Source organism: Pseudomonas sp. OVF7 (genome assembly GCF_030644265.1).
GTDB classification, from domain to species: domain Bacteria; phylum Pseudomonadota; class Gammaproteobacteria; order Pseudomonadales; family Pseudomonadaceae; genus Aquipseudomonas; species Aquipseudomonas gorinensis.
Genome location: NZ_CP128996.1, coordinates 1,695,645 through 1,716,994, shown reverse-complemented (window position 1 = coordinate 1,716,994; position 21,350 = coordinate 1,695,645). Strand labels below are relative to the sequence as shown.

At 61.2% G+C, this 21,350-nt stretch carries 20 protein-coding genes; 12 read left to right on the top strand and 8 right to left on the bottom strand.

The features are described 5' to 3' along the window. The first annotated feature begins 43 nt into the window (after positions 1-43). The gene (locus QU606_RS07655; RefSeq protein WP_304998264.1) at positions 44-373 is read left to right on the top strand and encodes a hypothetical protein; all 330 of its coding nucleotides are present in this window, start codon (positions 44-46) and stop codon (positions 371-373) included. A gap of 8 nt (positions 374-381) precedes the next feature. On the opposite strand, the gene QU606_RS07650 is transcribed toward QU606_RS07655, so the two are convergent. The 3 genes from QU606_RS07650 to QU606_RS07640 all read right to left on the bottom strand — a co-directional run bounded on the left by QU606_RS07650 (position 382) and on the right by QU606_RS07640 (position 3,340). Further along, a complete protein-coding gene (locus QU606_RS07650; RefSeq protein ID WP_024074126.1) occupies positions 382-756 on the bottom strand; it encodes a hypothetical protein in 375 nt (124 codons plus the stop codon). A gap of 236 nt (positions 757-992) precedes the next feature. Then, entirely contained in the window at positions 993-2,366 is a 1,374-nt protein-coding gene (gene ppnN / locus QU606_RS07645; RefSeq protein WP_024074128.1) for a nucleotide 5'-monophosphate nucleosidase PpnN, read from the bottom strand. Between the two features lie 149 nt (positions 2,367-2,515). After that, complete coding sequence (locus tag QU606_RS07640) at positions 2,516-3,340, bottom strand: aspartyl/asparaginyl beta-hydroxylase domain-containing protein (protein ID WP_069075504.1); 825 nt, start codon at positions 3,338-3,340, stop codon at positions 2,516-2,518. A 375-nt stretch (positions 3,341-3,715) separates the two neighbouring features. On the opposite strand from QU606_RS07640, the gene fabV reads away from it, so the two are divergent. Then, positions 3,716-4,909 carry an enoyl-ACP reductase FabV gene (gene fabV / locus QU606_RS07635; RefSeq protein ID WP_024074130.1) on the top strand — a complete coding sequence of 398 codons (1,194 nt, stop codon included), beginning with the start codon at positions 3,716-3,718 and terminating at the stop codon, positions 4,907-4,909. A 189-nt stretch (positions 4,910-5,098) separates the two neighbouring features. Next, positions 5,099-5,722 carry an HAD family phosphatase gene (locus QU606_RS07630; RefSeq protein WP_193690344.1) on the top strand — a complete coding sequence of 208 codons (624 nt, stop codon included), beginning with the start codon at positions 5,099-5,101 and terminating at the stop codon, positions 5,720-5,722. Here QU606_RS07630 and QU606_RS07625 read toward each other — a convergent pair. Further along, positions 5,719-6,624: a LysR family transcriptional regulator gene (locus QU606_RS07625; RefSeq protein ID WP_150293072.1), complete on the bottom strand. Its 906-nt coding sequence runs from the start codon at positions 6,622-6,624 to the stop codon at positions 5,719-5,721. The two genes, QU606_RS07630 and QU606_RS07625, sit on opposite strands and share 4 nt — an antisense overlap. A gap of 103 nt (positions 6,625-6,727) precedes the next feature. Between QU606_RS07625 and QU606_RS07620 the strand changes: the two genes are divergently transcribed. Next, entirely contained in the window at positions 6,728-7,897 is a 1,170-nt protein-coding gene (locus QU606_RS07620; RefSeq protein WP_024074133.1) for an aspartate aminotransferase family protein, read from the top strand. 180 nt (positions 7,898-8,077) lie between these two features. On the opposite strand, the gene punR is transcribed toward QU606_RS07620, so the two are convergent. Further along, positions 8,078-8,992: a DNA-binding transcriptional activator PunR gene (gene punR / locus QU606_RS07615; RefSeq protein WP_024074135.1), complete on the bottom strand. Its 915-nt coding sequence runs from the start codon at positions 8,990-8,992 to the stop codon at positions 8,078-8,080. Positions 8,993-9,114: 122 nt separating this feature from the next. Between punR and punC the strand changes: the two genes are divergently transcribed. After that, positions 9,115-10,311: a purine nucleoside transporter PunC gene (gene punC / locus QU606_RS07610; RefSeq protein ID WP_024074136.1), complete on the top strand. Its 1,197-nt coding sequence runs from the start codon at positions 9,115-9,117 to the stop codon at positions 10,309-10,311. 54 nt (positions 10,312-10,365) lie between these two features. On the opposite strand, the gene QU606_RS07605 is transcribed toward punC, so the two are convergent. After that, positions 10,366-11,199, bottom strand: a complete 834-nt coding sequence (locus tag QU606_RS07605; RefSeq protein WP_150293074.1) for a nucleoside-binding protein — start codon at positions 11,197-11,199, stop codon at positions 10,366-10,368. A gap of 159 nt (positions 11,200-11,358) precedes the next feature. Here QU606_RS07605 and QU606_RS07600 point away from each other — a divergent pair, with 159 nt between their 5' ends. After that, positions 11,359-12,861 (top strand): nucleobase:cation symporter-2 family protein, encoded by a 1,503-nt coding sequence (locus QU606_RS07600; RefSeq protein WP_024074138.1) that lies wholly within the window; start codon positions 11,359-11,361, stop codon positions 12,859-12,861. A 346-nt stretch (positions 12,862-13,207) separates the two neighbouring features. Here the strand turns inward: QU606_RS07600 and QU606_RS07595 are convergent, their stop codons facing one another. Together QU606_RS07595 and QU606_RS07590 are read right to left on the bottom strand one after the other, a co-directional pair. Then, positions 13,208-14,140, bottom strand: a complete 933-nt coding sequence (locus QU606_RS07595; protein WP_024074139.1) for a proline iminopeptidase-family hydrolase — start codon at positions 14,138-14,140, stop codon at positions 13,208-13,210. 93 nt (positions 14,141-14,233) lie between these two features. After that, complete coding sequence (locus tag QU606_RS07590; protein WP_024074140.1) at positions 14,234-14,998, bottom strand: LuxR family transcriptional regulator; 765 nt, start codon at positions 14,996-14,998, stop codon at positions 14,234-14,236. A 183-nt stretch (positions 14,999-15,181) separates the two neighbouring features. Here QU606_RS07590 and QU606_RS07585 point away from each other — a divergent pair, with 183 nt between their 5' ends. The 6 genes from QU606_RS07585 to QU606_RS07560 are packed head-to-tail and all read left to right on the top strand — an operon-like array spanning position 15,182 to position 21,339. Continuing rightward, on the top strand, positions 15,182-16,069 hold the full coding sequence (locus QU606_RS07585; RefSeq protein WP_024074141.1) for a proline iminopeptidase-family hydrolase: 888 nt from the start codon (positions 15,182-15,184) through the stop codon (positions 16,067-16,069). 3 nt (positions 16,070-16,072) lie between these two features. Continuing rightward, positions 16,073-17,020 (top strand): ABC transporter permease, encoded by a 948-nt coding sequence (locus tag QU606_RS07580; protein ID WP_024074142.1) that lies wholly within the window; start codon positions 16,073-16,075, stop codon positions 17,018-17,020. Continuing rightward, positions 17,017-17,874, top strand: coding sequence for an ABC transporter permease (locus QU606_RS07575; protein WP_024074143.1), 858 nt, complete (start codon positions 17,017-17,019; stop codon positions 17,872-17,874). Before QU606_RS07580 ends, QU606_RS07575 begins: the two co-directional genes overlap by 4 nt. Then, positions 17,871-18,827, top strand: coding sequence for an ABC transporter ATP-binding protein (locus QU606_RS07570; protein WP_069075510.1), 957 nt, complete (start codon positions 17,871-17,873; stop codon positions 18,825-18,827). The genes QU606_RS07575 and QU606_RS07570 overlap by 4 nt, the downstream gene beginning before the upstream one ends. After that, a complete protein-coding gene (locus QU606_RS07565) occupies positions 18,824-19,843 on the top strand; it encodes an ABC transporter ATP-binding protein (RefSeq protein WP_102624377.1) in 1,020 nt (339 codons plus the stop codon). The genes QU606_RS07570 and QU606_RS07565 overlap by 4 nt, the downstream gene beginning before the upstream one ends. Beyond that, positions 19,825-21,339, top strand: a complete 1,515-nt coding sequence (locus tag QU606_RS07560) for an ABC transporter substrate-binding protein (RefSeq protein ID WP_304998263.1) — start codon at positions 19,825-19,827, stop codon at positions 21,337-21,339. The genes QU606_RS07565 and QU606_RS07560 overlap by 19 nt, the downstream gene beginning before the upstream one ends. The last annotated feature ends 11 nt before the right edge of the window (positions 21,340-21,350 follow it).

Below are 21,350 nucleotides of genomic sequence, written 5' to 3'. Positions count from 1 at the left end.
TTTACTGATACAGGTGTTGGGTGTTAGCGCCCGAGGGGTTTGTATGTTGTTACGTTATGCAGCATTGGCGGCCATGGTTGTCGCCGCATCCGGGTGTGTGCAAGAGCGTGTCGTGCATGAGCGGCGCCCGGTGCAACGTGAGTATGTCGAGGTGGTCGCGCCACAGCCGCCGCCGGTTCAAGTGATTGAAGTCGAGCCTGCGCCACGCTACGGCTATATATGGTCGCGCGGTTACTGGGGTTGGGACGGTGGGCGCTACGTCGCGGTGCATGGCCATTGGGAGCCGGTGCGCGAAGGCTATCGCTACGTGCATCCGCATTGGGTGCAACGCAATGACGGTTTCCACTGGCAGGTGGGTGGCTGGGTTCGCTGAAGCCCTGCCTAGGTCGGCTTCTTCGTACCCAGGAGCCGAACCTCCCGCAACAGTGCCGCCCCCAGTTGGTCGGTGCCCAGTTCCCGATAGCCCACGGCCTTGACCTCACCGTTTTCCTCGGCCTGGATGAGGATCACCGGGGTTTCCTTGCCGGTCGTTTCATCCACATGCATGGCGTACTGGGGAATATCCACTTTGATCGGGGTGCCCGCCGCCTGGCCTTTGACATTGATCAGGAAGGCGGCACACCCGCTGTCGACATCCGCACTCGTGGCGGAGCGGCCGCTGACAAAGCAGGTGGGCGGCAAGTCGGGCCAGGCGATGGTGTCAGCCAGGACGAGGGTCGGCGTCATGACCAGGGCTGCGAGAAGAAGCGTGCGCACGTGAGGCGTTCTCTGGATCAAGGGAAGATGCGGTTTTACCAAAGCCTGCTCGCTGCCGCAACGCTGCGATCGCGGGTGGGCAGCAGGGTCTCCAGTACCCGCCCCCACTCCACGATTGCCTGGGCCGCTTTCTGGATGTGGGTGAGTCCGAACAGATCAAACCCTGGACCGAACGTCACTCACCCCCTTCCATCGGGTTCGCAGCGATACAAACCATGACCGAGCGCAGTGCCGGTTTATTGCACCACGCGGTAGCACGGCACATAGGCCGCGCCGCCTGGCAGCTTCATGCGGTGCTGGGCGACGAAGGCCTGTAGCAGCTCGTCCAGCGGTTGCATGATGGCCGGGTCGCCGTGGATCTCGTACGGGCCGTTCTGTTCGATCAGGCGAATGCCCTTGTCCTTGACGTTACCCGCCACGATCCCCGAAAACGCACGACGCAGGTTGGCCGCCAGCTCATGGGGCGGCAGCGCGTGGCTCAGTTGCAGGCTGGCCATGTTTTCGTGGGTCGGGTCGAACGGGCGCTGGAAGCCTTCGTCGATCTTCAACAGCCAATTGAAGTGAAACGCGTCGTTGCGCTCGCGCCGGAACTGCTTCACCGCCTTGAGCCCGGCGGTCATCTGGCGAGCCACTTCGGCCGGGTCATCGATGATGATCTGGTAGTGCGCCTGCGCTGCTTCGCCCAGGGTTGCGCCGACGAAGGCGTGCAGTTGCTGCAGGTACGGCGCGGCGTGTTTCGGCCCGGTGAGGATGACCGGAAATGGCAGGCCGCGGTTGTCCGGGTGCATCAAAATACCCAGCAGGTACAGGAACTCTTCGGCCGTGCCGGCACCGCCTGGGAAGATGATGATGCCGTGGCCGACGCGCACGAAGGCTTCCAGGCGCTTCTCGATATCCGGCAGGATCACCAGCTCGTTGACGATCGGGTTCGGCGCTTCGGCGGCGATGATGCCGGGCTCGGTCAGGCCCAGGTAGCGCCCGCCGGTGATGCGTTGCTTGGCGTGGGAAATGGTCGCGCCCTTCATCGGCCCTTTCATTACGCCGGGACCGCAGCCGGTGCACACGTCGAGGCTGCGCAGGCCCAGTTCGTGGCCAACCTTCTTGGTGTATTTGTATTCTTCGGTGTTGATCGAGTGCCCGCCCCAGCACACCACGATCTTCGGCTCGACACCCGGGCGCAGCGTGCGCGCATTGCGCAGCAGGTGGAACACGTAGTCGGTGATGCCCTGTGAGTTGCTCAGGTCGATGCGCTGGCTGTCCAGTTCGTTCTCGGTGTAGACGATGTCACGCAAGGCGCTGAACAGCATCTCGCGGGTGCTGGCGATCATTTCGCCATCGACGAACGCATCGGCCGGCGCGTTCAACAGTTCCAGGCGTACGCCACGATCCTGCTGATGAATGCGCACTTCAAAGTCTTTATAGGCGTCGAGGATGGTCTTGGCGTTGTCGATATGCGCGCCCGTATTGAGGATGGCCAGGGCGCATTGACGGAACAGGGTATAGATGCTGCCGGAGCCGGCTTCGCTCAGTTGCTGGACTTCACGTTGGGAGAGTGTTTCGAGGCTGCCCTTGGGGCTGACGGAGGCGTTGATGACTTGACGTTGGGGCATTCTGGTTCCTTGAAAGCGCAGCCACCGCGCCCTTCAGCGGGGCGATGGCTTGAGAATGGTGGGCGCCGAATTCGGTCGCACGAGACGGTTATTCTGGCCGCCTCGCGGGCAGGGCGCAAACACCGTCCAGCACCATCATGCCGCAGAACTTACTGAATCAGCTTCCAGTTTTTATAGAAAACCCGACGCAGGGTGAATACCAGGCCGGCAAAACCCGCGATCACGGCGTTGAGGACCGAGGGCAGCAAGGTCGGTCGCACGATATCAATGAACAGGCAGTAACGTTTTGCGTCGTTCTTGTTGAAGGACGCATGCATCAACGTGTCATCGAAAATAAACAGCGGGTCGTCGTGCCAGTAATGCTTGTGCTTGCCGACCTGGATATACACGCCGTCATGGTGAGGCGCCGGCGCCATGTTGTAGAGCACCCGGAACATCATGCGCAGGGGCCCGAAGTGAAAGGACGTCGAGCGGTTTTCGTTGAACACCGAAACCCCGATGGTCTTCACGAACGGCAGCTTTTTACGCAGTTCCGGGATGTCCAGGGTGGTTTCGATCGGGCGGCCATACCACTGGAAAAACAGCATGCCGCGTTTCTTCTCGGCCATGCGCTCGTCCAGGTAGCCGATGATTTCATCCTTGTGGGCCATGGCATCGTTGATCACCTGTTGCAGGTCTTCACGCCAGGCGGGCGGCAGGTCGCGCATCGTGTAGACATGGCGATTGCGGCTGCTCAGCAGGTCGAACAGGGTGTTGAACGGCGCCAGTAGCCAGGTATTGCGGCCGCTGCCGATGAAGTATTTCTTGAAGGTATCGCGGTCATACAAGCCGTTACGCAGGAAGTCATAGACACCGCAGACCAGTACCAGGCCGAGGAAGACCGCCGTGGTCAGGGGGAACAGGAAAATAAACAGCAGCACGCCGAACACCCAGGCGATCGACACTGCTTTCTTGCGTAACGCGGACTTGCTCATGAAACTCAGCTCCAGCTGGACGCCATTCGACAGGTACGGTTCCGTGGCTGCGAGTGGTGGGGTTTTGAAACATATTGAAACAACCCCGCCATGATAAGGCGTTATCAGTCGGTTGGGCGCTTTAAATATTGCAAAATTGTGAAGGGATTGAACAAATTTTCACGAATAGCGTTTGCTGCAAAAACGTCGCAGGACGCGTGACGATACCCCGAACGTTAGCAGGGATGCGCAGAAAAGCGCGGCGCCGATTGGATTTTGTAAACAGAAGATTTGCGACTATCGTGACGCTTCGGTTTTTTGGACGTCATAGACCGGTACGATTGAAGTTGAATGGCCACCATTGGCCTTCGGCACCTTGGAAGAGGCAGAAATTTTATGATCATCAAACCGCGGGTTCGTGGCTTCATCTGTGTGACCGCTCACCCTGTTGGCTGTGAAGCGAACGTCAAGGAACAGATCGACTACGTGACTCAACACGGCGTCATCGAAGGCGGCCCGAAAAAGGTGCTGGTCCTCGGTGCTTCCACCGGTTATGGCCTGGCCGCGCGCATCAGTGCCGCGTTTGGCTGCGGCGCCGACACCCTGGGCGTGTTTTTTGAGAAAGAAGGCGAAGAGGGCAAGTTGAGCTCCGCCGGCTGGTACAACAGCGCCGCGTTCGAGAAGTTTGCCGTCGAAAAAGGCCTGTACGCCAAGAGCATCAACGGTGATGCGTTCTCCGACGAGATCAAGCGCCTGACCATCGACACCATCAAGAAAGACCTGGGCAAGATCGACCTGGTGGTCTACAGCCTGGCCGCGCCACGCCGTACCGACCCGCAGGGCGTGGTGCACAACTCCACCCTCAAGCCGATCGGCAAAGCCGTGACCCTGCGTGGGATCAACACCGACAAGGGCGTCGTGGTCGACACCACCCTGGAACCGGCGACCCAGGAAGAAATCGACGGCACCGTGAAAGTCATGGGTGGCGAAGACTGGCAGCTGTGGATCGACGCCCTGCGTGACGCCGATGTACTGGCCGAAGGCGCCAAGACCACCGCGTTCACCTACCTGGGTGAGAAGCTGACCCAGGACATCTACTGGAACGGTTCCATCGGCGAAGCCAAGAAGGACCTGGACAAGAAAGTCCTGACCCTGCGCGACAACCTGGCTGCGCTGAAGGGCGACGCTCGTGTGTCGGTACTCAAGGCGGTGGTGACCCAGGCCAGCTCGGCGATCCCGATCATGCCGCTGTACCTGTCGTTGCTGTTCAAGGTGATGAAAGAGCAGGGCACCCACGAAGGTTGCATCGAGCAGGTCTACGGCCTGTTCAAGGACAGCTTGTACGGCAGCCAGCCGAAGCTCGACGCCGACGGCCGCCTGCGCGCCGACCTGGCCGAACTGGAGCCGAAGGTCCAGGACGCCGTGGCCGCACTGTGGAACCAGGTGACCGACGACAACGTCAACGAGATCAGCGATTTTGCCGGCTACAAGGCTGAGTTCCTGCGCTTGTTCGGCTTTGAGATCGATGGCGTGGACTACGAGGCTGACGTGAATCCGACCGTTAAGATCAACGGCCTGGTCCAAGCCTAAACACGCTCGAAAAAAATGTGGGAGCGGGCTTGCCCGCGATCGCGGTTTGTCAGTGCTGGATGTTTCGGCTGACACCCTGCAATCGCGGGCAAGCCCGCTCCCACATTCGTTGTGTGTTAAGCCTTTGCCGCTGCCGCCATCGATCTGCCAGACTCCATCGGCTATCAACTCACGCTAACGGAGGATCTGATGACGATTCGTGCAGTCGTTTTTGATTTTGGCGGTGTCCTGTTCGATTGGAACCCGCACCACCTGTACCGCAAGCTGATTGCCGACGATCACGAACGGCAGTGGTTCCTCGACACCATCTGTACCCAGGCCTGGAACACCGAGCAGGATGCGGGTCGTACCCTGGCCGAGGCTACGCGCAGCCTGGTCGCGCAATACCCCCAGCACGAAACCTTGATCACGGCCTATTACGACCGCTGGCATGAAATGCTGCGCGGCCCGTTACCGGAGGGCGTGGCCATTCTCGAGGCGTTGCATCACGCCGACATGCCGCTGTTCGGGCTCACCAACTGGTCGGCCGAGACGTTCCCCTATGCGCGGGCCAACTACCCGTTCCTGCAGTGTTTTCGCGACATCGTGGTCTCCGGCGAGTTGAAGCTGATCAAGCCGGATGCCGCGATCTATCACGCCAGCCTCGCCCAGGTGCGTGCCCACCTGCCGGATATCCAGCCGAGCGAAGTGGTGTTCATCGACGACGTCGCCGGCAATATCGAGGCGGCTGTCACCTTGGGTTGGCAGGGCATTCATCATGTGTCCGCCGAACGCACGGCCGCGCGCTTGCGGGAATTGGGCGTGGGCTTCTAGCGCGCCCACTGTTCCATGACGAAATCCACAAAGGCGCGCAACTTGGGCAGGCGATAGCGGTCCTGGGGGTACAGCAGGTGCATGGGGCGGCTCGGCAGTTGGTAGGTGGTCAATAGGGCCACCAGCTTGCCGGTTTGCAGGTCGGGCTGCACCAGGGCATCCGGCAGCATGACGATGCCCATGCCTTGCACTGCGGCCTGGCGCAGGGCTTGCGAGCTGTTGATGGTCAACGAGCCCGATACTGGAATCTCCACCTCGCCCTCATCCCCGGTCATGCGCCACAGTTTGTCGGCGTTGCGCCAATCGTCGGTCGACGGGTAGGCGAATGCCAGGCAGTCATGCTGTTGCAGATTCTCGGGCACCTGTGGCGTGCCGTGTCGCGCCAGGTAATCCGGCGAGGCGCACAGGGTCATGGTGTAATCCTGCATGGGCCGTGCGATCAAGCTTGAGGGTTCCAGTTCACCCAGGCGGATCGCCACGTCGAAACCGCTGTCGACCAGGTCCATGCGCTGGTTGCTGAGCACCACGTACAGCTTGATCTGCGGGTAGCGCCGGGAGAACTCGCTCAAGGCCGGTGCCAGGCGTTCGGTGCCGAAGGCGGGGGGCGCCGTGATGCGCAGGGTGCCGCGGGGGACGTCGCTGTGGGCCTGTTCGGCCAATTGCTCGGAGTCGGCCACCAACCCCAGCACTTCCAGGCAACGCTGGTAATACTGCCCACCGAACTCCGTCAGGCTTTGCTTGCGCGTGGTGCGCTTGAGCAGGCTGACTCCCAGCCGTTGCTCGAGCGCGCGCAGGTGGTTGCCGACCATGGTGGTCGATATTCCGCAGGCGTGGGCGGCGGCGGTCATGCTGCCGCTCTCGACCACTTTCACATACACCGACATCGCCTGGAATAAATCCATTATCAAACCCTGGTTCAAAGTCATTGCAGGAAAGTGCAGTTTATCCAGCTCAGATGGCTAACGATACTGGGATCGTCCCCACGATGCCCTGGAGCTTGCCACCATGACCGCCGCCTGCCTGATGACCACCTACCAACCCCTGGCCCTGAGCTTTACCCGTGGCTTGGGCACGCGCCTGTGGGACCAGCAGGGGCGTGAATACCTGGACGCGGTGGCGGGCGTGGCGGTGACCAACGTTGGGCACTCCCACCCAAAACTGGTAGCAGCCATCAGCGAACAGGCCGGCTTGCTGTTGCACACCTCCAACCTCTACAGCATCGACTGGCAACAACGACTGGCCCTGCGCCTGACCCGGCTGTCCGGCCTGGACCGCGCCTTCTTCAACAATTCCGGTGCCGAAGCCAATGAGACGGCACTGAAGCTGGCGCGCCTGCATGGCTGGAAAAAGGGCATCGAGCAGCCGTTGGTGGTGGTGATGGAAAACGCCTTCCACGGCCGCACCCTCGGCACCATGGCTGCCAGTGACGGACCGTCGGTACGCCTGGGCTTCCAGCGTTTGCCGGGGGATTTTCTCAAGGTGGGTTTTGGCGACCTGGCAGCCCTGGAGGCGCTGACTCAGCAGTTCGGCCCGCGGATTGCCGCGGTCCTGTTGGAGCCTATCCAGGGCGAAAGCGGCGTGATGGTCGCGCCGCCGGGTTATCTGAAAGCCTTGCGCGATCACTGCTCGCGCCATGGCTGGCTGATGATGCTCGATGAAATCCAGACCGGCATCGGACGTACTGGCGCTTGGTTTGCCTTCCAGCATGAAGGCATTGTTCCGGACGTGATGACCTTGGCCAAAGGCCTCGGCAACGGCGTGCCCATCGGCGCGTGCCTGGCTCGGGCTCACGTGGCCGAGCTGTTCACACCGGGCAGTCACGGCAGTACCTTTGGCGGCAATCCGCTGGCGTGTCGCGTCGGCTGCACCGTGCTCGACATTATCGAAGAGCAGGGGTTGTTGCAGAACGCCGCGCAACAGGGGGAGCGCCTGCTGGCGCGGTTACGGGTGGAATTGAATGAGCACCCGCAAGTGCTGGCGATTCGCGGGCAAGGCCTGATGATCGGGATCGAGTTGGCCAGCCCTTATCGCGACCTGGCCCAGCGTGCCGCCCAGGAGCATGGGCTGCTGATCAATGTGACGCGGGGCAAGGTCATTCGGCTGCTGCCGCCGCTGACCCTGGAGGCCAAGGAGGTTGAGATGATCGTGCGCGCCATCACGCGTTTACTGGATTGAAATGGGATCTGATGCCCGTCAGTTAAGCGCACACCGCCAGCGGGCTTGCTCGCGAAAAACGTCAACGATAGCGCGTGCTTCCTGAATGGACGCGGCGCCTATGAGTTTTTCGCGAGCAAGCTCGCTCCTACAAAAAACCTTGACGGACTGGCCCCCCCACACAACGGATCCCGGTGATCTTCAACGGTCACTCCCATTCAACCACTCCTGGTTCATCGTCTCGGTGTCGCCCAAGTACTCCAGCAACCAACGCATGGCGGGGGACACCTTGTTCTGCGCCCACGCCACGCACGACGGGCTGGCGGGGAAGGGGCGGCTCAATTGCAGGGCCACCAGCTCACCGCGTTCGATCCAGGGCAGCACTTGATGCGCTGGCGCCATGCCAACGCACAGGCCATCGCGCAGGCAGTCGATCGCCGAGGCCCAGTTAGGCACCACCAGGCGGCGCTGGTTGTCCAGGGTCCAGGTGTCGCGCTTGGGCAGGTTGCGTGACGTATCGGTCATGCACAGCGAGGCGAAGGGGCGCAGTTGGTCGTCATTGAGCAAGCCTTCGATGCCGGCGAGCGGATGCTGGCTGCTGACCACGCACAGCCAGTTCAACAGCCCCATGTCGCGAAAGGTGAAGTGACTGGCCACCGGCACCGCGCTGGTGGCGCCGATCACAATGTCGGTACGTTCATCGGCCAGGGCGTCCCACACGCCGTTGTACACCTCGTATTCCAGCAGCAATTCCACCTCGGGAAACTGTCGATAGAAATCCAGCACCAATTGCCGGCAACGCTGGGGTTTGACGATGGAATCCACCGCGACCTTCAACTGGCCGCTCCAGCCGTTGGCCACCTGCTGGCACAAGCGCCGTGTGCCGAGCATTTTTTTCATCACGCCCCGCGCTTCATCTATAAATAGACGGCCAGCGGGGGTGAGTTCGACATCGCGATGGCGCCGCACAAACAACGGCACGGCCAGCCACTCTTCCAGTTGGCGCACCGTATAGCTGATGGCCGATGGCACGCGGTGCAGTTCCTGGGCCGCAGCGCTGAAGCTGCCGTGACGCGCGACCGCATCAACTACATCCAGGGAGTATTCGGACCACATACACACTGCCTTCAAAAATATTGATAGATTTGTCCAATTATTATCGCTTCACAGGGATGTTGCCAGCTTCATAATGAGCGGCAGTCAGCAAATAGTTTGATGGCAGGATCTATAAGGCTTCAATGAAAAACTCTTTTGGTTTCACCTGGTATCTGGCGGGGCTGAGCATGCTCGGTTACCTCGCCATGGACATGTACTTGCCGGCGTTTGGCGCCATGGGCGAGCAATTGCAGATCGGCGCCGGCGCGGTGGGCGCCAGCCTGAGTATTTTCCTCGCCGGCTTTGCGGTGGGGCAGTTGCTGTGGGGGCCGTTGTCTGACCGACTCGGGCGCAAACCGATCCTGGTCACCGGCCTGAGCCTGTTCGTGCTGGGCTGCGCGGGGATGTTCTGGGTCGAGACGGCGCCGCAGCTGCTGGCCTTGCGCTTTATCCAGGCGATTGGCGTGTGTTCCGCCGCGGTCAGTTGGCAGGCCTTGGTGATTGACCGTTACCCAGCTGACAAAGCCCACCGTGTATTCGCCAGTATCATGCCGCTGATGTCATTGTCGCCGGCCCTGGCCCCGCTGTTGGGCGCGATGGTGTTGAATCACTTTGGCTGGCAGGCGATTTTCGCGGTGTTATTGGGTGTCTCGCTGCTGTTGCTGCTGCCTACGTTATTCCTACGTGCCTTGCCCAAACGCCCTGCCGCAGAGGGCGAGCCTGCGCGCCTGGGCTACGGGCAGTTGCTCGGCTCTCGGGTATTCACCGGCAACGTCATGATCTTTGCGGCGTGCTCCGCCAGTTTTTTCGCCTGGCTGACCGCGTCGCCCTTCATCCTCGGTGACATGGGCTACAGCCCCAATGACATCGGCTTGAGCTATGTGCTGCCGACCCTCGCCTTTCTGGTCGGTGGCTACAGTTGCCGCAGCGCCTTGCAGCGTTTCCAGGGCAAGACACTGCTGCCGTGGTTGTTGGTGGCCTATTGCATCAGCATGGTGGCGTTGTACCTGGTCGCCACCTTGACCGTGCCGACCCTGACCACCTTGCTGATCCCGTTCTGCCTGATGGCCCTGGTCAATGGCGCCAGCTATCCGATCGTGGTGGCGAATGCGCTGATGCCCTTTGCAGAAAATTCCGGCAAGGCCGCAGCGCTGCAAAACACCCTGCAATTGGGGCTGTGCTTTCTCAGCAGCCTGGTGGTGTCGTCGATGCTCGAGCAGCCGCTGTTGATCACGGCACTGGTGATGCTGGCGACTGCGCCGTTGGCGGTGCTGGGTTACTGGCTGGCGCGGCCGAAAGCAGGCCGCTCGGAACTGGCAACGGATCTGAACCTGGAGTGACACTGCGTTTCAGTCTGTGGGAGGGAGCAAGCCCCCTCCTGCATTTGACTCCCCCTAGAAGGTCACTTCCATATTCACCGTCGGCGTCGATGTGCGGCTGCCCCGGCCGCCATCCACACCGAATTTGTTATGCCAGTACTCGTAGCCCACCCCCAGATACAGGTTCGGTTTAACACTTTTACCCGGCCGCACCGCCACCATCAGCGCGGTGCGCAGCAAGGTTTCGGCTGCGGTATCGCGGCCGTGGAAGTCCTCGCCCTTGTCTCCGACGTGGTTGATGAACCCCTGGAACCTGGCCCCATGGTTGCCGATCTCGAACGGGCGCATCCAGGTCAGGTTGAGCAGGTAAGTGTCGTCAAACGTGTGGTTCGACTCTTTCGCGCCGGGAATGCCGGTGTGGTTCCGTTCCTTGTAGTACATCAGGCTCAGGTCCAGCACGCCGACGGTGTTGAACTTCAAGGTCGGGCCGAGCACCAGTGCGCGTTTCCTGGCTGAGGCGAAGTTGTTGTTGCGGTTGGCATCGAAGCCCAGGGTGAAGGCGTAATCCTTGATCAACCCGGTACCCAGCGGCGTATCGAAGACGCGAGAGGCGTACAACTGGTGCCGATACACCGCGTACACCTCACTGCCGCCGTGGTCGGTGCCCTTGCGCGGGTCGCGGCTGTCGGACAGGAACACATCCAGGTTCAGGAAGTGACTGCCGTACTGGTAGCCGCTGGCGTGGGTAAAGCTGTAGATGCGTTTACTGAATGCATCGGGGTTGTTCGGATTGGTGAACTGCTGGCCGTAGCGAAATCCTACGCTGTTGTTCATCCATTCCATCGCGACGGCCTCCCCACCGCCGAGGAGCGTCAATGCCACGGTTGCGCCCTGTAGTGCCTTTTTCATGGTTTTAGTGTCCTTTGGCGTTCTGGCTCATGTCGGCCGGATTGTTTTTGTAACGCCGATGGAGGGTATCTTGTTCGATTGATTGTATACAACTCTATGGACATCCAGTCCTTACATTGCATACAGTGGCCGCACAACAAAAACAGAGAACCCCTCACCATGACTATCCCGAAGGCGTCACCGCAGCGGCCGGAAGATGAGAATCTTGGCGTCGCCGCCAACCTGGCTTACGGCCTGCAGCATGTGCTCACCATGTACGGCGGCATCGTTGCCGTACCGTTGATCGTCGGCCAGGCGGCTGGGTTGTCGCCGGCGGATATCGGCCTGTTGATCGCCGCGTCGTTGTTTGCCGGTGGCCTGGCCACCTTGCTGCAAACCCTTGGCCTGCCGTTTTTTGGCTGCCAGTTGCCGCTGGTACAGGGCGTGTCGTTTGCCGGTGTGGCAACCATGGTGGCGATTGTCGGCAGTGATGGCGCTGGCGGGGTGCCAGCGATTCTGGGGGCGGTGATGGCGGCGTCGTTGATCGGGCTATTGATTACCCCGGTGTTCTCGCGGATCACCCAGTTTTTCCCACCGCTGGTGACCGGTATCGTGATCACCACCATCGGCCTGACCCTGATGCCCGTCGCGGCGCGGTGGGCCATGGGCGGCAACAGCCGCGCAGCCGACTTCGGCAGCATGCCGAACATCGGCCTGGCGGCGCTGACCCTGGTGTTGGTGTTGCTGCTGAGCAAGATCGGCAGTGCGACTATCTCGCGGTTGTCGATCCTGCTGGCGATGGTGATCGGCACGCTCATTGCGGTATTGCTGGGCATGGCCGACTTCTCCGGTGTCACCCAGGGGCCGATGTTCGGTTTCCCCGCTCCATTCCATTTCGGCATGCCGACCTTTCATGTGGCGGCGATCATTTCCATGTGTATCGTGGTGATGGTGACCCTGGTGGAAACCTCGGCAGATATCCTGGCGGTGGGTGAGATCATCGACACCAAGGTCGACTCCAAACGTCTCGGTAATGGCCTGCGTGCCGATATGCTGTCGAGCATGTTCGCGCCGATCTTCGGTTCGTTCACCCAAAGTGCATTCGCCCAGAACGTCGGCCTGGTGGCGGTGACGGGGGTGAAGAGTCGGTTTGTGGTGGCGACCGGTGGGCTGTTCCTGGTGATTCTCGGCCTGCTGCCCTTCATGGGGCGTGTCATTGCGGCCGTACCGACCTCGGTACTGGGCGGTGCCGGGATCGTGCTGTTCGGCACCGTGGCGGCCAGTGGTATTCGCACGCTGTCCAAGGTGGATTACCGCAACAACATGAACCTGATCATCGTCGCCACGTCCATCGGTTTCGGCATGATCCCCATCGCTGCGCCGAGTTTCTACGATCATTTTCCCAGCTGGTTCGCGACCATTTTCCACTCGGGCATCAGCTCGTCGGCGATCATGGCGATCCTGCTGAACCTGGCGTTCAACCACATCACCGCCGGTAACTCAGACCAGCAATCAGTGTTCGTGGCAGGGACGGAGCGCAGTTTGTGCTTCCAGGATGTGGCGGCCTTGCGCGAGGGGGATTACTTCAGCGGCGGCAAGTTGTTTGATGCACAGGGTCAGGAGATTCCACTGGTGGCGCAGGTGTCGAACAAAGCCGCGAGGCCGGAGACCAGCGACGTCTAGACGGTAGGAGGGGGGCGAGCTGCAGTGGCCAGTGGGCTTGTTCAGGCAAGTTGGCTGATTGTGGCGAGCGGGCATGTTGTGGCCAGCGGACTTGCTGTGGCGAGCGGGCTTGCCCTAATGCCGTTCAGTTAAGAGTACATCGCCTTCTGTAGGAGCGAGCTTGCTCGCGAAAAACGTCAACGATAACGCGTGTTTCCTGAATCAACGCGGCGCCTGTGAGTTTTTCGCGAGCAAGCTCGCTCCTACAAAAAAGCCTTAACTGAACGGCATTAGGGCAAGCCCGCTCGCCACAGGGATATTCCAATTTACTGAGCGACAGCGCTAAGTGGCCCTGCGCATTTTTACCTCAGCCAGCCTTGAGGGCTGTGTGCGGCGTCGAGCACGCCTCATCCAGGAACTTCACCACCGTGCCCATGCACGCCTGGCGCTCTTCCACATGGGGCATGTGGCTGGAGTCTTCAAACAGTGCCCAGCGCACATCCGCGATTTCGTCCAGGAACGGCTTGACCACCAGCGGCGTCGCCTCGTCATGCCGGCCGGAAATCACCAGGGTCGGCACCTTGATCGCCGACAGGCGGCCGATCACGTTCCAGTCCTTCAGGCTGCCAATCACGTGGAACTCGGTAGGGCCGCTCATGGCGTGGTACACCGTCGGGTCGGCATCGACCGCGGCGAAGGTGCGGGCTACCTCTTCAGGCCAGGGGTTGACCCGGCACACGTGCTGGTCATAGAAAATCCGCGAGGCGGCGAGGTATTCCGGGTCTTGGTAGGTGCCGGCGGCTTCATGCTTGAGCAGGGTTTCATGCACGCCTTCGGGCAGTAGTTTGCGCAGGCGGTTGGCTTCGCTGACCCAGGTGCGCATGCAGGTGGGCGAGTTGGCCGGGATGAAGGCGCGCAGGCCCTTGGGTTGCAGGATCGCATGCTCACTGCCGAGCATGCCGCCCCAGGATTGCCCGAGGATCGCGTAGTCATCGCTGATTTGCAGGTGGTCCAGCAGGTTGTTCAGCTCATCGAGGAACAGGCTGACGGTCCAGAAGGAGGGGTCTTTGTCGGGCAAGTGGGTGGAGCGCCCATTGCCCAGTTGATCGTAGTGGATCACGGCATGACCGCTGGCGGCGACGTCCTTGAAGGCGTCGACGTAGTCATGGGTGCAGCCGGGGCCCCCATGGATGATCACCAACGGTGTGCGGCCGGTGGTCAGGTCGCCAGTGATGCGGTACCAGGTCTGGTAAGCGCCAAAGGCCGCATACCCTTCGCGGATTTTTTCGATGAATTCCATTTCGTACCCTGCTCTGAAAAAAAGGATCAGGGACACGATAATCGGCACGCGATGTTTAGGTAACTAGCAAAACAGCTAGGTTTTGCCGAAGGTTCAGTCTTCCAGCAAGCGATAGTGGGTTGCGCGAACCACTGCCTGGACCCGGTTCTTTGCCCCTAATTTGTGCATCGCCGACGCCAGGTGCAGGGTGACCACTGCCAGGGAACGGCTCAATTGGGTGGCGATTTCGGCGGCGGTCAGGCCATCGGCGGCCCATTTCAGGCACTCGCGCTCACGTTTGGTCAGGCGAATATGTGGGTAGGCACGTAGCTCCTTGCTGAATAATGGGTAGGCCGCTTCCTGCAAGGCATGGGTAATCAGGGCGAAATCCGACAGAGTCTGCTGCGCATCCCGCAGCACCACGCTCGCCTTGCCGGTGCGCAGGCCGGTCAGCGAGGCAAAGCCGCCGCGGGGCAGGTGGATCGGCACGCTGACGCCGCAGGTCAACTGGCGGTCATGCAGGTAAGAAGACACGGGTGCGTGGCAGGGGTCGATGATCTGCTGCAGGGCGGTCTGGGCTTTGGCGTCATAGGACCAGACAAACGGCGAAACCGTGCTCAAGGCCAAGTGCTGCACGGGGTCGATCTGGTAGAACCCTTCGCTGCACCACAAGGCATGCCAGTCGGGCGGGGTGTTGCGCAATTCCAGCACCGAGGGGGTGATGAGCTCGCCATTGAGGTCGATGGGCACCGGGGTGTAGTCATACACCAGCGCATCGAAGCCCAACTGCTGGGCGAGGTCGAACGTATTGTCCATCTGTTCATCCAGGCTCCTGCCCGGCATCAGACGGTTATTGAACGCAGTTAGCTTGGCCAGCATCCGTTCTGCTCCCGAATTCATTTGAATCTCGACTTGCGGCAAGTAGAATGCCACGCCCCGGCGAAGGACTGCCAGGCCAAACCTATAAGAAATACTAGGTTATGGACACACGGCATCCTCGGTAGTGTTGGCCTGATTAACGGCCGCTACCCGCCAGGCCGATACAACACAAGGAATGTATGCATGTGGCGTGAAATTGCCCCCGACCAGCAGTACAACGTGCAAGTCGACGGCCATAACCTCGTGGCCTACAGCTTTGGTGACGGCGATGAGGTGCTGCTGTGCCTCAACGGCGGTCCTGGCCTGCCGTGTGACTACTTGCGTGACGCCCATGGCTGGCTCAAAGACCATAACCTGCGAGTGGTTGCATTCGATCAGCTTGGCACTGGCGCTTCAGCCAGACCGACCGATGTTTCCCTGTGGGAAATCCGCCGTTATGTCGAAGAAGTCGAAACCGTGCGCCAGGCCCTGGGCCTGGGCCGTGTGCATTTGCTCGGCCATTCCTGGGGCGGCTGGCTGGCGATCGAATACGCTATCCATTACCCCGCCGCCCTGAAAAGCCTGATCCTGGAAAACACCGTCGGCGACATCCCGCACCTGTCCCAGGAACTGGAACGCCTGCGCGGCGCCCTGGGCAGCGAAACCGTGGCGATGATGCAGCGCCATGAAGCCATGGGCACCCTGGACCACCCGCAGTACCAGGCGGCGATCACCTTGCTCAACTACCGTCATGTGTGTCGTCTGGACGAGTGGCCGGCACCGGTCAAGCGCTCCCTGGATGACTGGAACATGGGGCCCTACGAAACCATGCAGGGGCCGAATGAATTTCTCTATATTGGCAACCTCAAGGACTGGAACCGCATCCCCGAGATGGCCGATTTCAAGATGCCGATGCTGATCACCACCGGCCAGCACGATGAACTGACCCCGGCCTGCGCCATGCGCATGAAGTTGGCGGCTCGCCACGCCGAGCTGCATGTGTTCCCCAACAGCAGCCATATGCCCTTTTATGAAGAGCCTCACGCGTACTTCCCGGTGCTGCTGGACTTTCTTGCTCGCCATCGAGGCTGACGAATGAACCTGGCGCGCTACCGTTTTGTACTGTCCCGGCCCCTGCAATTGTTGCCGGTGCTGTTTGGCATCAGCCTGATCACCTTTGTGCTGGTACGCTCGATTCCCGGCGACCCCGCCCGCGCGCTGCTGGGCTCGCGCAGCACCCCGGACGCCTTGCTGAAAATCCGCGCGCAGTTCGGCCTCGACCAGCCGTTGTGGCTGCAATATTTCTACTTTCTCAAAAACCTGCTCAAGGGCGACCTCGGCCAATCGCTGCTGTACAAGGTCGATGCCCTGAAGCTGATCGTCACCCGCATCGAGCCGACGTTGGTGCTGGTCCTTGGCAGCGTGGTGCTGGCGCTGTTGATCGCGATACCGCTGGCGACCTTGGCGGCGCGGCATAAAGGTGGCTGGGCCGACAACCTGATCCGCGTATTCACCACGGTCGGCCTGGGCATGCCGGCATTCTGGCTGGGCTTGATGCTGATCCTGTTGCTCAGCGTGCAATGGGGCTTGTTCCCGGTGTCGGGCTACGGCCGCACCTGGCTGGACAAGGCGCACCATATGGTCCTGCCATGCCTGACCATCGCCCTGGCGTTGTCCGCGGTGCTGGTGCGCAACCTGCGGGCGAGCATGTTGATGGAGTTGCAGGCCGACCATGTCACCGCCGCCCGCGCCCGTGGGTTGTCGGAGGCTGCGGTGTTTCGCCGGCATGTGTTGCCCAATTCCCTGGTGCCGGCGGTCAACCTGCTGGCGGTGAACATCGGTTGGTTGATCAGCGGCACGGTGGTGATCGAAAGCCTGTTCGCCATTCCCGGCATCGGTCAGTTGCTGGTCCGTGGCATCTTTACCCGCGACTACATGGTGGTGCAGGGGGTGGCCATGGTGCTGGCCTGTGCGACGGTGGTGGTCAACTTTGTGGCGGATGTCGTGACCGTCGCCCTCGACCCACGGGTGAAAATGCAATGAACAGCCGCTCGTTGATTGTGCCCTGGCGCTTGCGCTTGCGGTTTGGCTTTCGCAATGGCCGGCTGACCGCCGCGTGGGGCCTGGCGATTCTGTTGGCGTGGTTTGCCTTGGCGCTGTTCGCGCCGTGGATCGCGCCCTATGACCCGATTGCGCAGAACACGGATCTGAGCCTGCTGGGGCCAAGCCTTGCCCATCCGTTTGGCACGGACAATTATGGTCGTGACATCCTTTCGCGGGTGATCTGGGGCGCGCGCATTGACCTGCAATTGGCCATTGTCGGGGTGATTTTCCCGTTCATGATCGGCACCTTTGTCGGTGCGGTTTCCGGCTACATCGGCGGGCGTTTCGACAATTTCTGCATGCGCGTGATCGACGTGGTCCTGGCGTTCCCGTTCCTGGTATTGATGTTGGCGATCATGGCCATCCTCGGCCCGGGCTTGAAGAGTTTTTATATCGCCATGGCGCTGGTGGGCTGGGTGTCGTATGCGCGGCTGATCCGCTCGCAGATCCTGGTGCTCAAGGAAAGCGACTTTGCCCTGGCGGCCAAGAGCCTGGGATTTGGCCACGGGCGCATCCTGTTTCGGCATTTGCTGCCCAACGCCCTGTTTGGCTCGATTGTGTTTTCCATGTCTGACGCCGTGCTGGTGCTGCTCAATGGGGCGGCGGTGAGCTACCTCGGCCTGGGTGTACAACCGCCGACCGCCGAATGGGGCACCATGGTGGCCGAAGGGCAGGCCTTTATCACCACGGCCTGGTGGCTCTGCACCTTCCCGGGCCTGGCCATCGTGACCCTGGCCATGGGCTTCAGCCTGTTGGCCGACGGTGTGGCGCAAGTGCTGGGGGATCGAACATGAGCCTGCTTCAGGTACAGGACTTGAGTGTGATCGCCCATAACGCCGGGCGTGATGTCACCCTGGTCGATCGTGTGTCCTTTGACCTGGCCGAAGGTGAAATCCTCGGCCTGGTGGGTGAAAGCGGCTCGGGCAAGACGATGGCCTGTCGCGGGCTGATGCGCTTGTTGCCGTCGCCCAACCTGCGGGTGCAAGGCGGGGCCGTGCGCCTGGCCGGTCGCGATTTGTTGCAGCTGGATGACGCCGGCATGCGCGCAGTGCGTGGCGGGCAACTGGGCATGATCTTCCAGAACCCCAGCAGCCACCTCGACCCGCTGATGCGCATTGGCGAGCAGATCGCCGAGGGGATTCGCCTGCATCAAGGTGCGTCGAAGAAAGACGCGCGCCTGCAAGCCATCGACGTGCTGCGCCAGGTGGGGATCCCTGATCCCCAGGCGCGGGTCGACAACTATCCCCATGAGTTTTCCGGCGGCATGCGCCAGCGCGCGATGATCGCCGTGGCCCTGGGCTGCAACCCGCAGGTGTTGATCGCCGATGAGCCGACCACGGCCCTCGATGTGACCGTGCAGGCGCAAATCCTGCGCCTGTTGCTGGACCTGCGCGACCAGCGTGGCCTGTCGATCATCATGATCACCCACGACCTCGGCGTGGTGGCGCAGACCTGCGACTCCATCGCCGTGATGTACGCCGGTCGCCTGTGCGAGCATGGCAGCAAATACGACCTGCTGGCCCACCCCCGGCATCCTTACACCGCTGGGCTGATCGACTGCCAGCCTGCCCACAGCAGCGGGCATGCGTTGCTGCGCACCATCCCAGGCCAGCCGCCGCTGCTGGATGCGTTGCCCGCCGGGTGTCGCTTCAACCCACGCTGCCCGCAGGTCGGCGACCTATGCACCCAGCAGCAGCCTGAAGGCTCGCGTGTGGCCTGTCACTATCCTTTGGGAGATCGGCCATGAGCCTGTTGCAGATCAAAGACCTGGAGGTGCGCTTTGCCGCGTCTGGCACTGGCGTGTTGGGTTTGAACAAGCAGTGGGTGAGGGCGGTGAACGGGGTATCGCTGAACCTGGCGGCGGGCGAGACCCTCGGCCTGGTGGGCGAATCCGGCAGCGGCAAGAGCACTCTGGGCCGTGCGATTCTGCACCTCAACCCGATCAGCGCCGGCCAAGTGTTGTTCGACGGTATTGATATGGCCCACGGCAGCGCCATCGATATCGCCCGGCTGCGCCATGAAACCGCGATGATTTTCCAGGACCCGTATGCCGCGCTGAACCCGCGCCACACCATTGGCGAAACCATTGCCGAGGTGCTGCGGGTGCAACGCAAGGTCCCCGCGCAACAGATTCCGGCTCGCGTCAACGAACTGCTCGACCTGGTCGGCCTGCGTCCCGAACTCGCCGAGCGCAAACCCGGCGCGCTCAGCGGCGGCCAGTGCCAGCGCGTGGGCATCGCCCGGGCGCTGGCGGTGGAGCCGCGCTTGATCATCGCTGATGAGTGTGTGGCGGCGCTGGATGTGTCGATCCAGGGCCAGATCATCAACCTGTTGCTGGAGCTGCAACAGCGCATGAACCTGGCGATCCTGTTCATCGCCCATGACCTGGCCATCGTGCGCCGCCTGTGCGACCGCGTGGCGGTGATGTACCTGGGCAAGATCGTCGAGGAGGGCCCGGTGGAGGCGGTGTTCACTTCGCCGCGCCATCCGTATACGGCGGCGCTGATCCAGGCGATCCCGGAGATCGATCCGCATCGGCCATTGCCTACGGAACCCTTGCCGGGTGAGCCACCCAGCCCATTGAATGTGCCCACCGGCTGTGCGTTTCACCCGCGTTGCCGGTATGCCAAGGCCCTGTGTTCCATGGTGTTGCCGCCGACCCATTTCCTGCACGAGCATCGGTACAGTTGCGTGCTTGAAGAACCGTTGACCCTTTCTGCCGTCCATAAACAAGGAGTTATGACATGCAATCCCGCCACTTGAAGTTGCTCGCTGCTGCGACGTTAACCGCCTGGTCCCTCACTGCCGGGCTGGCCCAGGCCGCTGGCGTATTGACCATCGGTTGCCGTGAAGACAGCACCACGTTTGACCCGATCAAAAGTGCGCAAAACCGCGACACCTGGGTATTCGCCAACGTCTACGACACCCTGGTGCGCGTGGATAACCTGGGGACCAAGATGGAGCCGGGGCTGGCCGAAAGCTGGGATATCTCCAAGGACGGCCTGACCTACACCTTCAAACTGCGTGAGGCGAAGTTCTCCGACGGCTCGCCGATCACCGCTGAGGATGCGGCGTTCAGCCTGTTGCGTATCCGCGACAACAAGGCTTCGCTGTGGAGCGACCCGTTCAGCCTGATCAATACGGCCAAGGCCACCGACCCCAAAACCCTGGTCGTGACGCTGAAAACCCCTGCGGTCGCCTTCCTCTCGCAACTCGCGTCGCCGACGGTATCGATCCTGTCGGAAAAAGCCATGACCAAGATGGGCGAAGACGCCTACGCGGAAAACCCGGTGACTTCCGGTGCGTTTACCGTGGACGAATGGCGCAAGGGCGATCGGGTGATCCTGAAAAAGAACCCGAACTTCTGGCAGGCCAAGAACGTGAGCCTGGATGGCGTGGAGTGGGTGTCGGTCACTGACGACAACACGCGCATGCGCATGGTGCAGAACAACGAGCTGGACACGGCGATCTTTGTACCGTTCTCCCGGGTGGAAGAGCTGAAAAAAGACAAGAACGTGGTGATCCACTCCGACCCGTCGACCCGTGAAGACCACCTGCTGATCAACCACGAGCACGGCCTGTTGGCCAAGCCGGAAGTGCGTCAGGCACTGGACATGTCCATCGATAAACAATCGCTGGTGAAGACCGCCACTTACGGTCAAGGCACCGTGGCCTATTCCTACATTCCAAAAGGCTCGCTGTACCACTACGCCAACAACCTGCAGCGCCCGTATGACCCCGCCGCCGCCAAGAAGCTGCTGGCCGATGCCGGCGCCAAGGACTTGAAGCTCAACTATGTGGTCAACGCCGGCAACGAGGCCGACGAGCAGATTGCGGTGATCATCAAGGATCAACTGGCCAAGGTCGGCGTCACCGCCAACCTGCAGAAAGTCGACCCGACTCAAAGCTGGCAGATGCTGGTGGACGGTACTTACGATATTTCAGTGATGTACTGGACCAACGACATCCTCGACCCGGACCAGAAGACCACCTTCGTACTGGGCCACGACACCAACCAGAACTACATGACCCGCTACAAGAACGACCAGGTCAAGGCGCTGGTGGCCGCGGCCCGCATCGAGGCCGACCCGGCCAAGCGTGAGCAGATGTATATCGACCTGCAGAAACTGGCGAAACAGGATGTGAACTGGATCGACCTGTACTACAGCCCGTACATCAACATCTCGCGCAAGAATGTGAGCAACTTCCTGCAAAACCCACTGGGACGCTTCACCCTTGAGGAAGTGGTGAAAAACTAAGGCCCAGGGAA

Bases quoted from the DNA above. Each gene is read 5' to 3' on its own strand.
- QU606_RS07630 (WP_193690344.1), top strand. From the start codon at position 5,099: ATGACGATTCGTGCAGTCGTTTTTGATTTTGGCGGTGTCCTGTTCGAT.
- QU606_RS07625 (WP_150293072.1), bottom strand. From the start codon at position 6,624: ATGGATTTATTCCAGGCGATGTCGGTGTATGTGAAAGTGGTCGAGAGC.
- QU606_RS07600 (WP_024074138.1), top strand. From the start codon at position 11,359: ATGACTATCCCGAAGGCGTCACCGCAGCGGCCGGAAGATGAGAATCTT.
- QU606_RS07565 (WP_102624377.1), top strand. From the start codon at position 18,824: ATGAGCCTGTTGCAGATCAAAGACCTGGAGGTGCGCTTTGCCGCGTCT.
- fabV (WP_024074130.1), top strand. From the start codon at position 3,716: ATGATCATCAAACCGCGGGTTCGTGGCTTCATCTGTGTGACCGCTCAC.
- punC (WP_024074136.1), top strand. From the start codon at position 9,115: ATGAAAAACTCTTTTGGTTTCACCTGGTATCTGGCGGGGCTGAGCATG.
- QU606_RS07640 (WP_069075504.1), bottom strand. From the start codon at position 3,340: ATGAGCAAGTCCGCGTTACGCAAGAAAGCAGTGTCGATCGCCTGGGTG.
- QU606_RS07580 (WP_024074142.1), top strand. From the start codon at position 16,073: ATGAACCTGGCGCGCTACCGTTTTGTACTGTCCCGGCCCCTGCAATTG.
- punR (WP_024074135.1), bottom strand. From the start codon at position 8,992: ATGTGGTCCGAATACTCCCTGGATGTAGTTGATGCGGTCGCGCGTCAC.
- QU606_RS07585 (WP_024074141.1), top strand. From the start codon at position 15,182: ATGTGGCGTGAAATTGCCCCCGACCAGCAGTACAACGTGCAAGTCGAC.
- QU606_RS07595 (WP_024074139.1), bottom strand. From the start codon at position 14,140: ATGGAATTCATCGAAAAAATCCGCGAAGGGTATGCGGCCTTTGGCGCT.
- QU606_RS07655 (WP_304998264.1), top strand. From the start codon at position 44: ATGTTGTTACGTTATGCAGCATTGGCGGCCATGGTTGTCGCCGCATCC.
- QU606_RS07590 (WP_024074140.1), bottom strand. From the start codon at position 14,998: ATGCTGGCCAAGCTAACTGCGTTCAATAACCGTCTGATGCCGGGCAGG.
- QU606_RS07575 (WP_024074143.1), top strand. From the start codon at position 17,017: ATGAACAGCCGCTCGTTGATTGTGCCCTGGCGCTTGCGCTTGCGGTTT.
- QU606_RS07560 (WP_304998263.1), top strand. From the start codon at position 19,825: ATGCAATCCCGCCACTTGAAGTTGCTCGCTGCTGCGACGTTAACCGCC.
- QU606_RS07605 (WP_150293074.1), bottom strand. From the start codon at position 11,199: ATGAAAAAGGCACTACAGGGCGCAACCGTGGCATTGACGCTCCTCGGC.
- QU606_RS07570 (WP_069075510.1), top strand. From the start codon at position 17,871: ATGAGCCTGCTTCAGGTACAGGACTTGAGTGTGATCGCCCATAACGCC.
- ppnN (WP_024074128.1), bottom strand. From the start codon at position 2,366: ATGCCCCAACGTCAAGTCATCAACGCCTCCGTCAGCCCCAAGGGCAGC.
- QU606_RS07620 (WP_024074133.1), top strand. From the start codon at position 6,728: ATGACCGCCGCCTGCCTGATGACCACCTACCAACCCCTGGCCCTGAGC.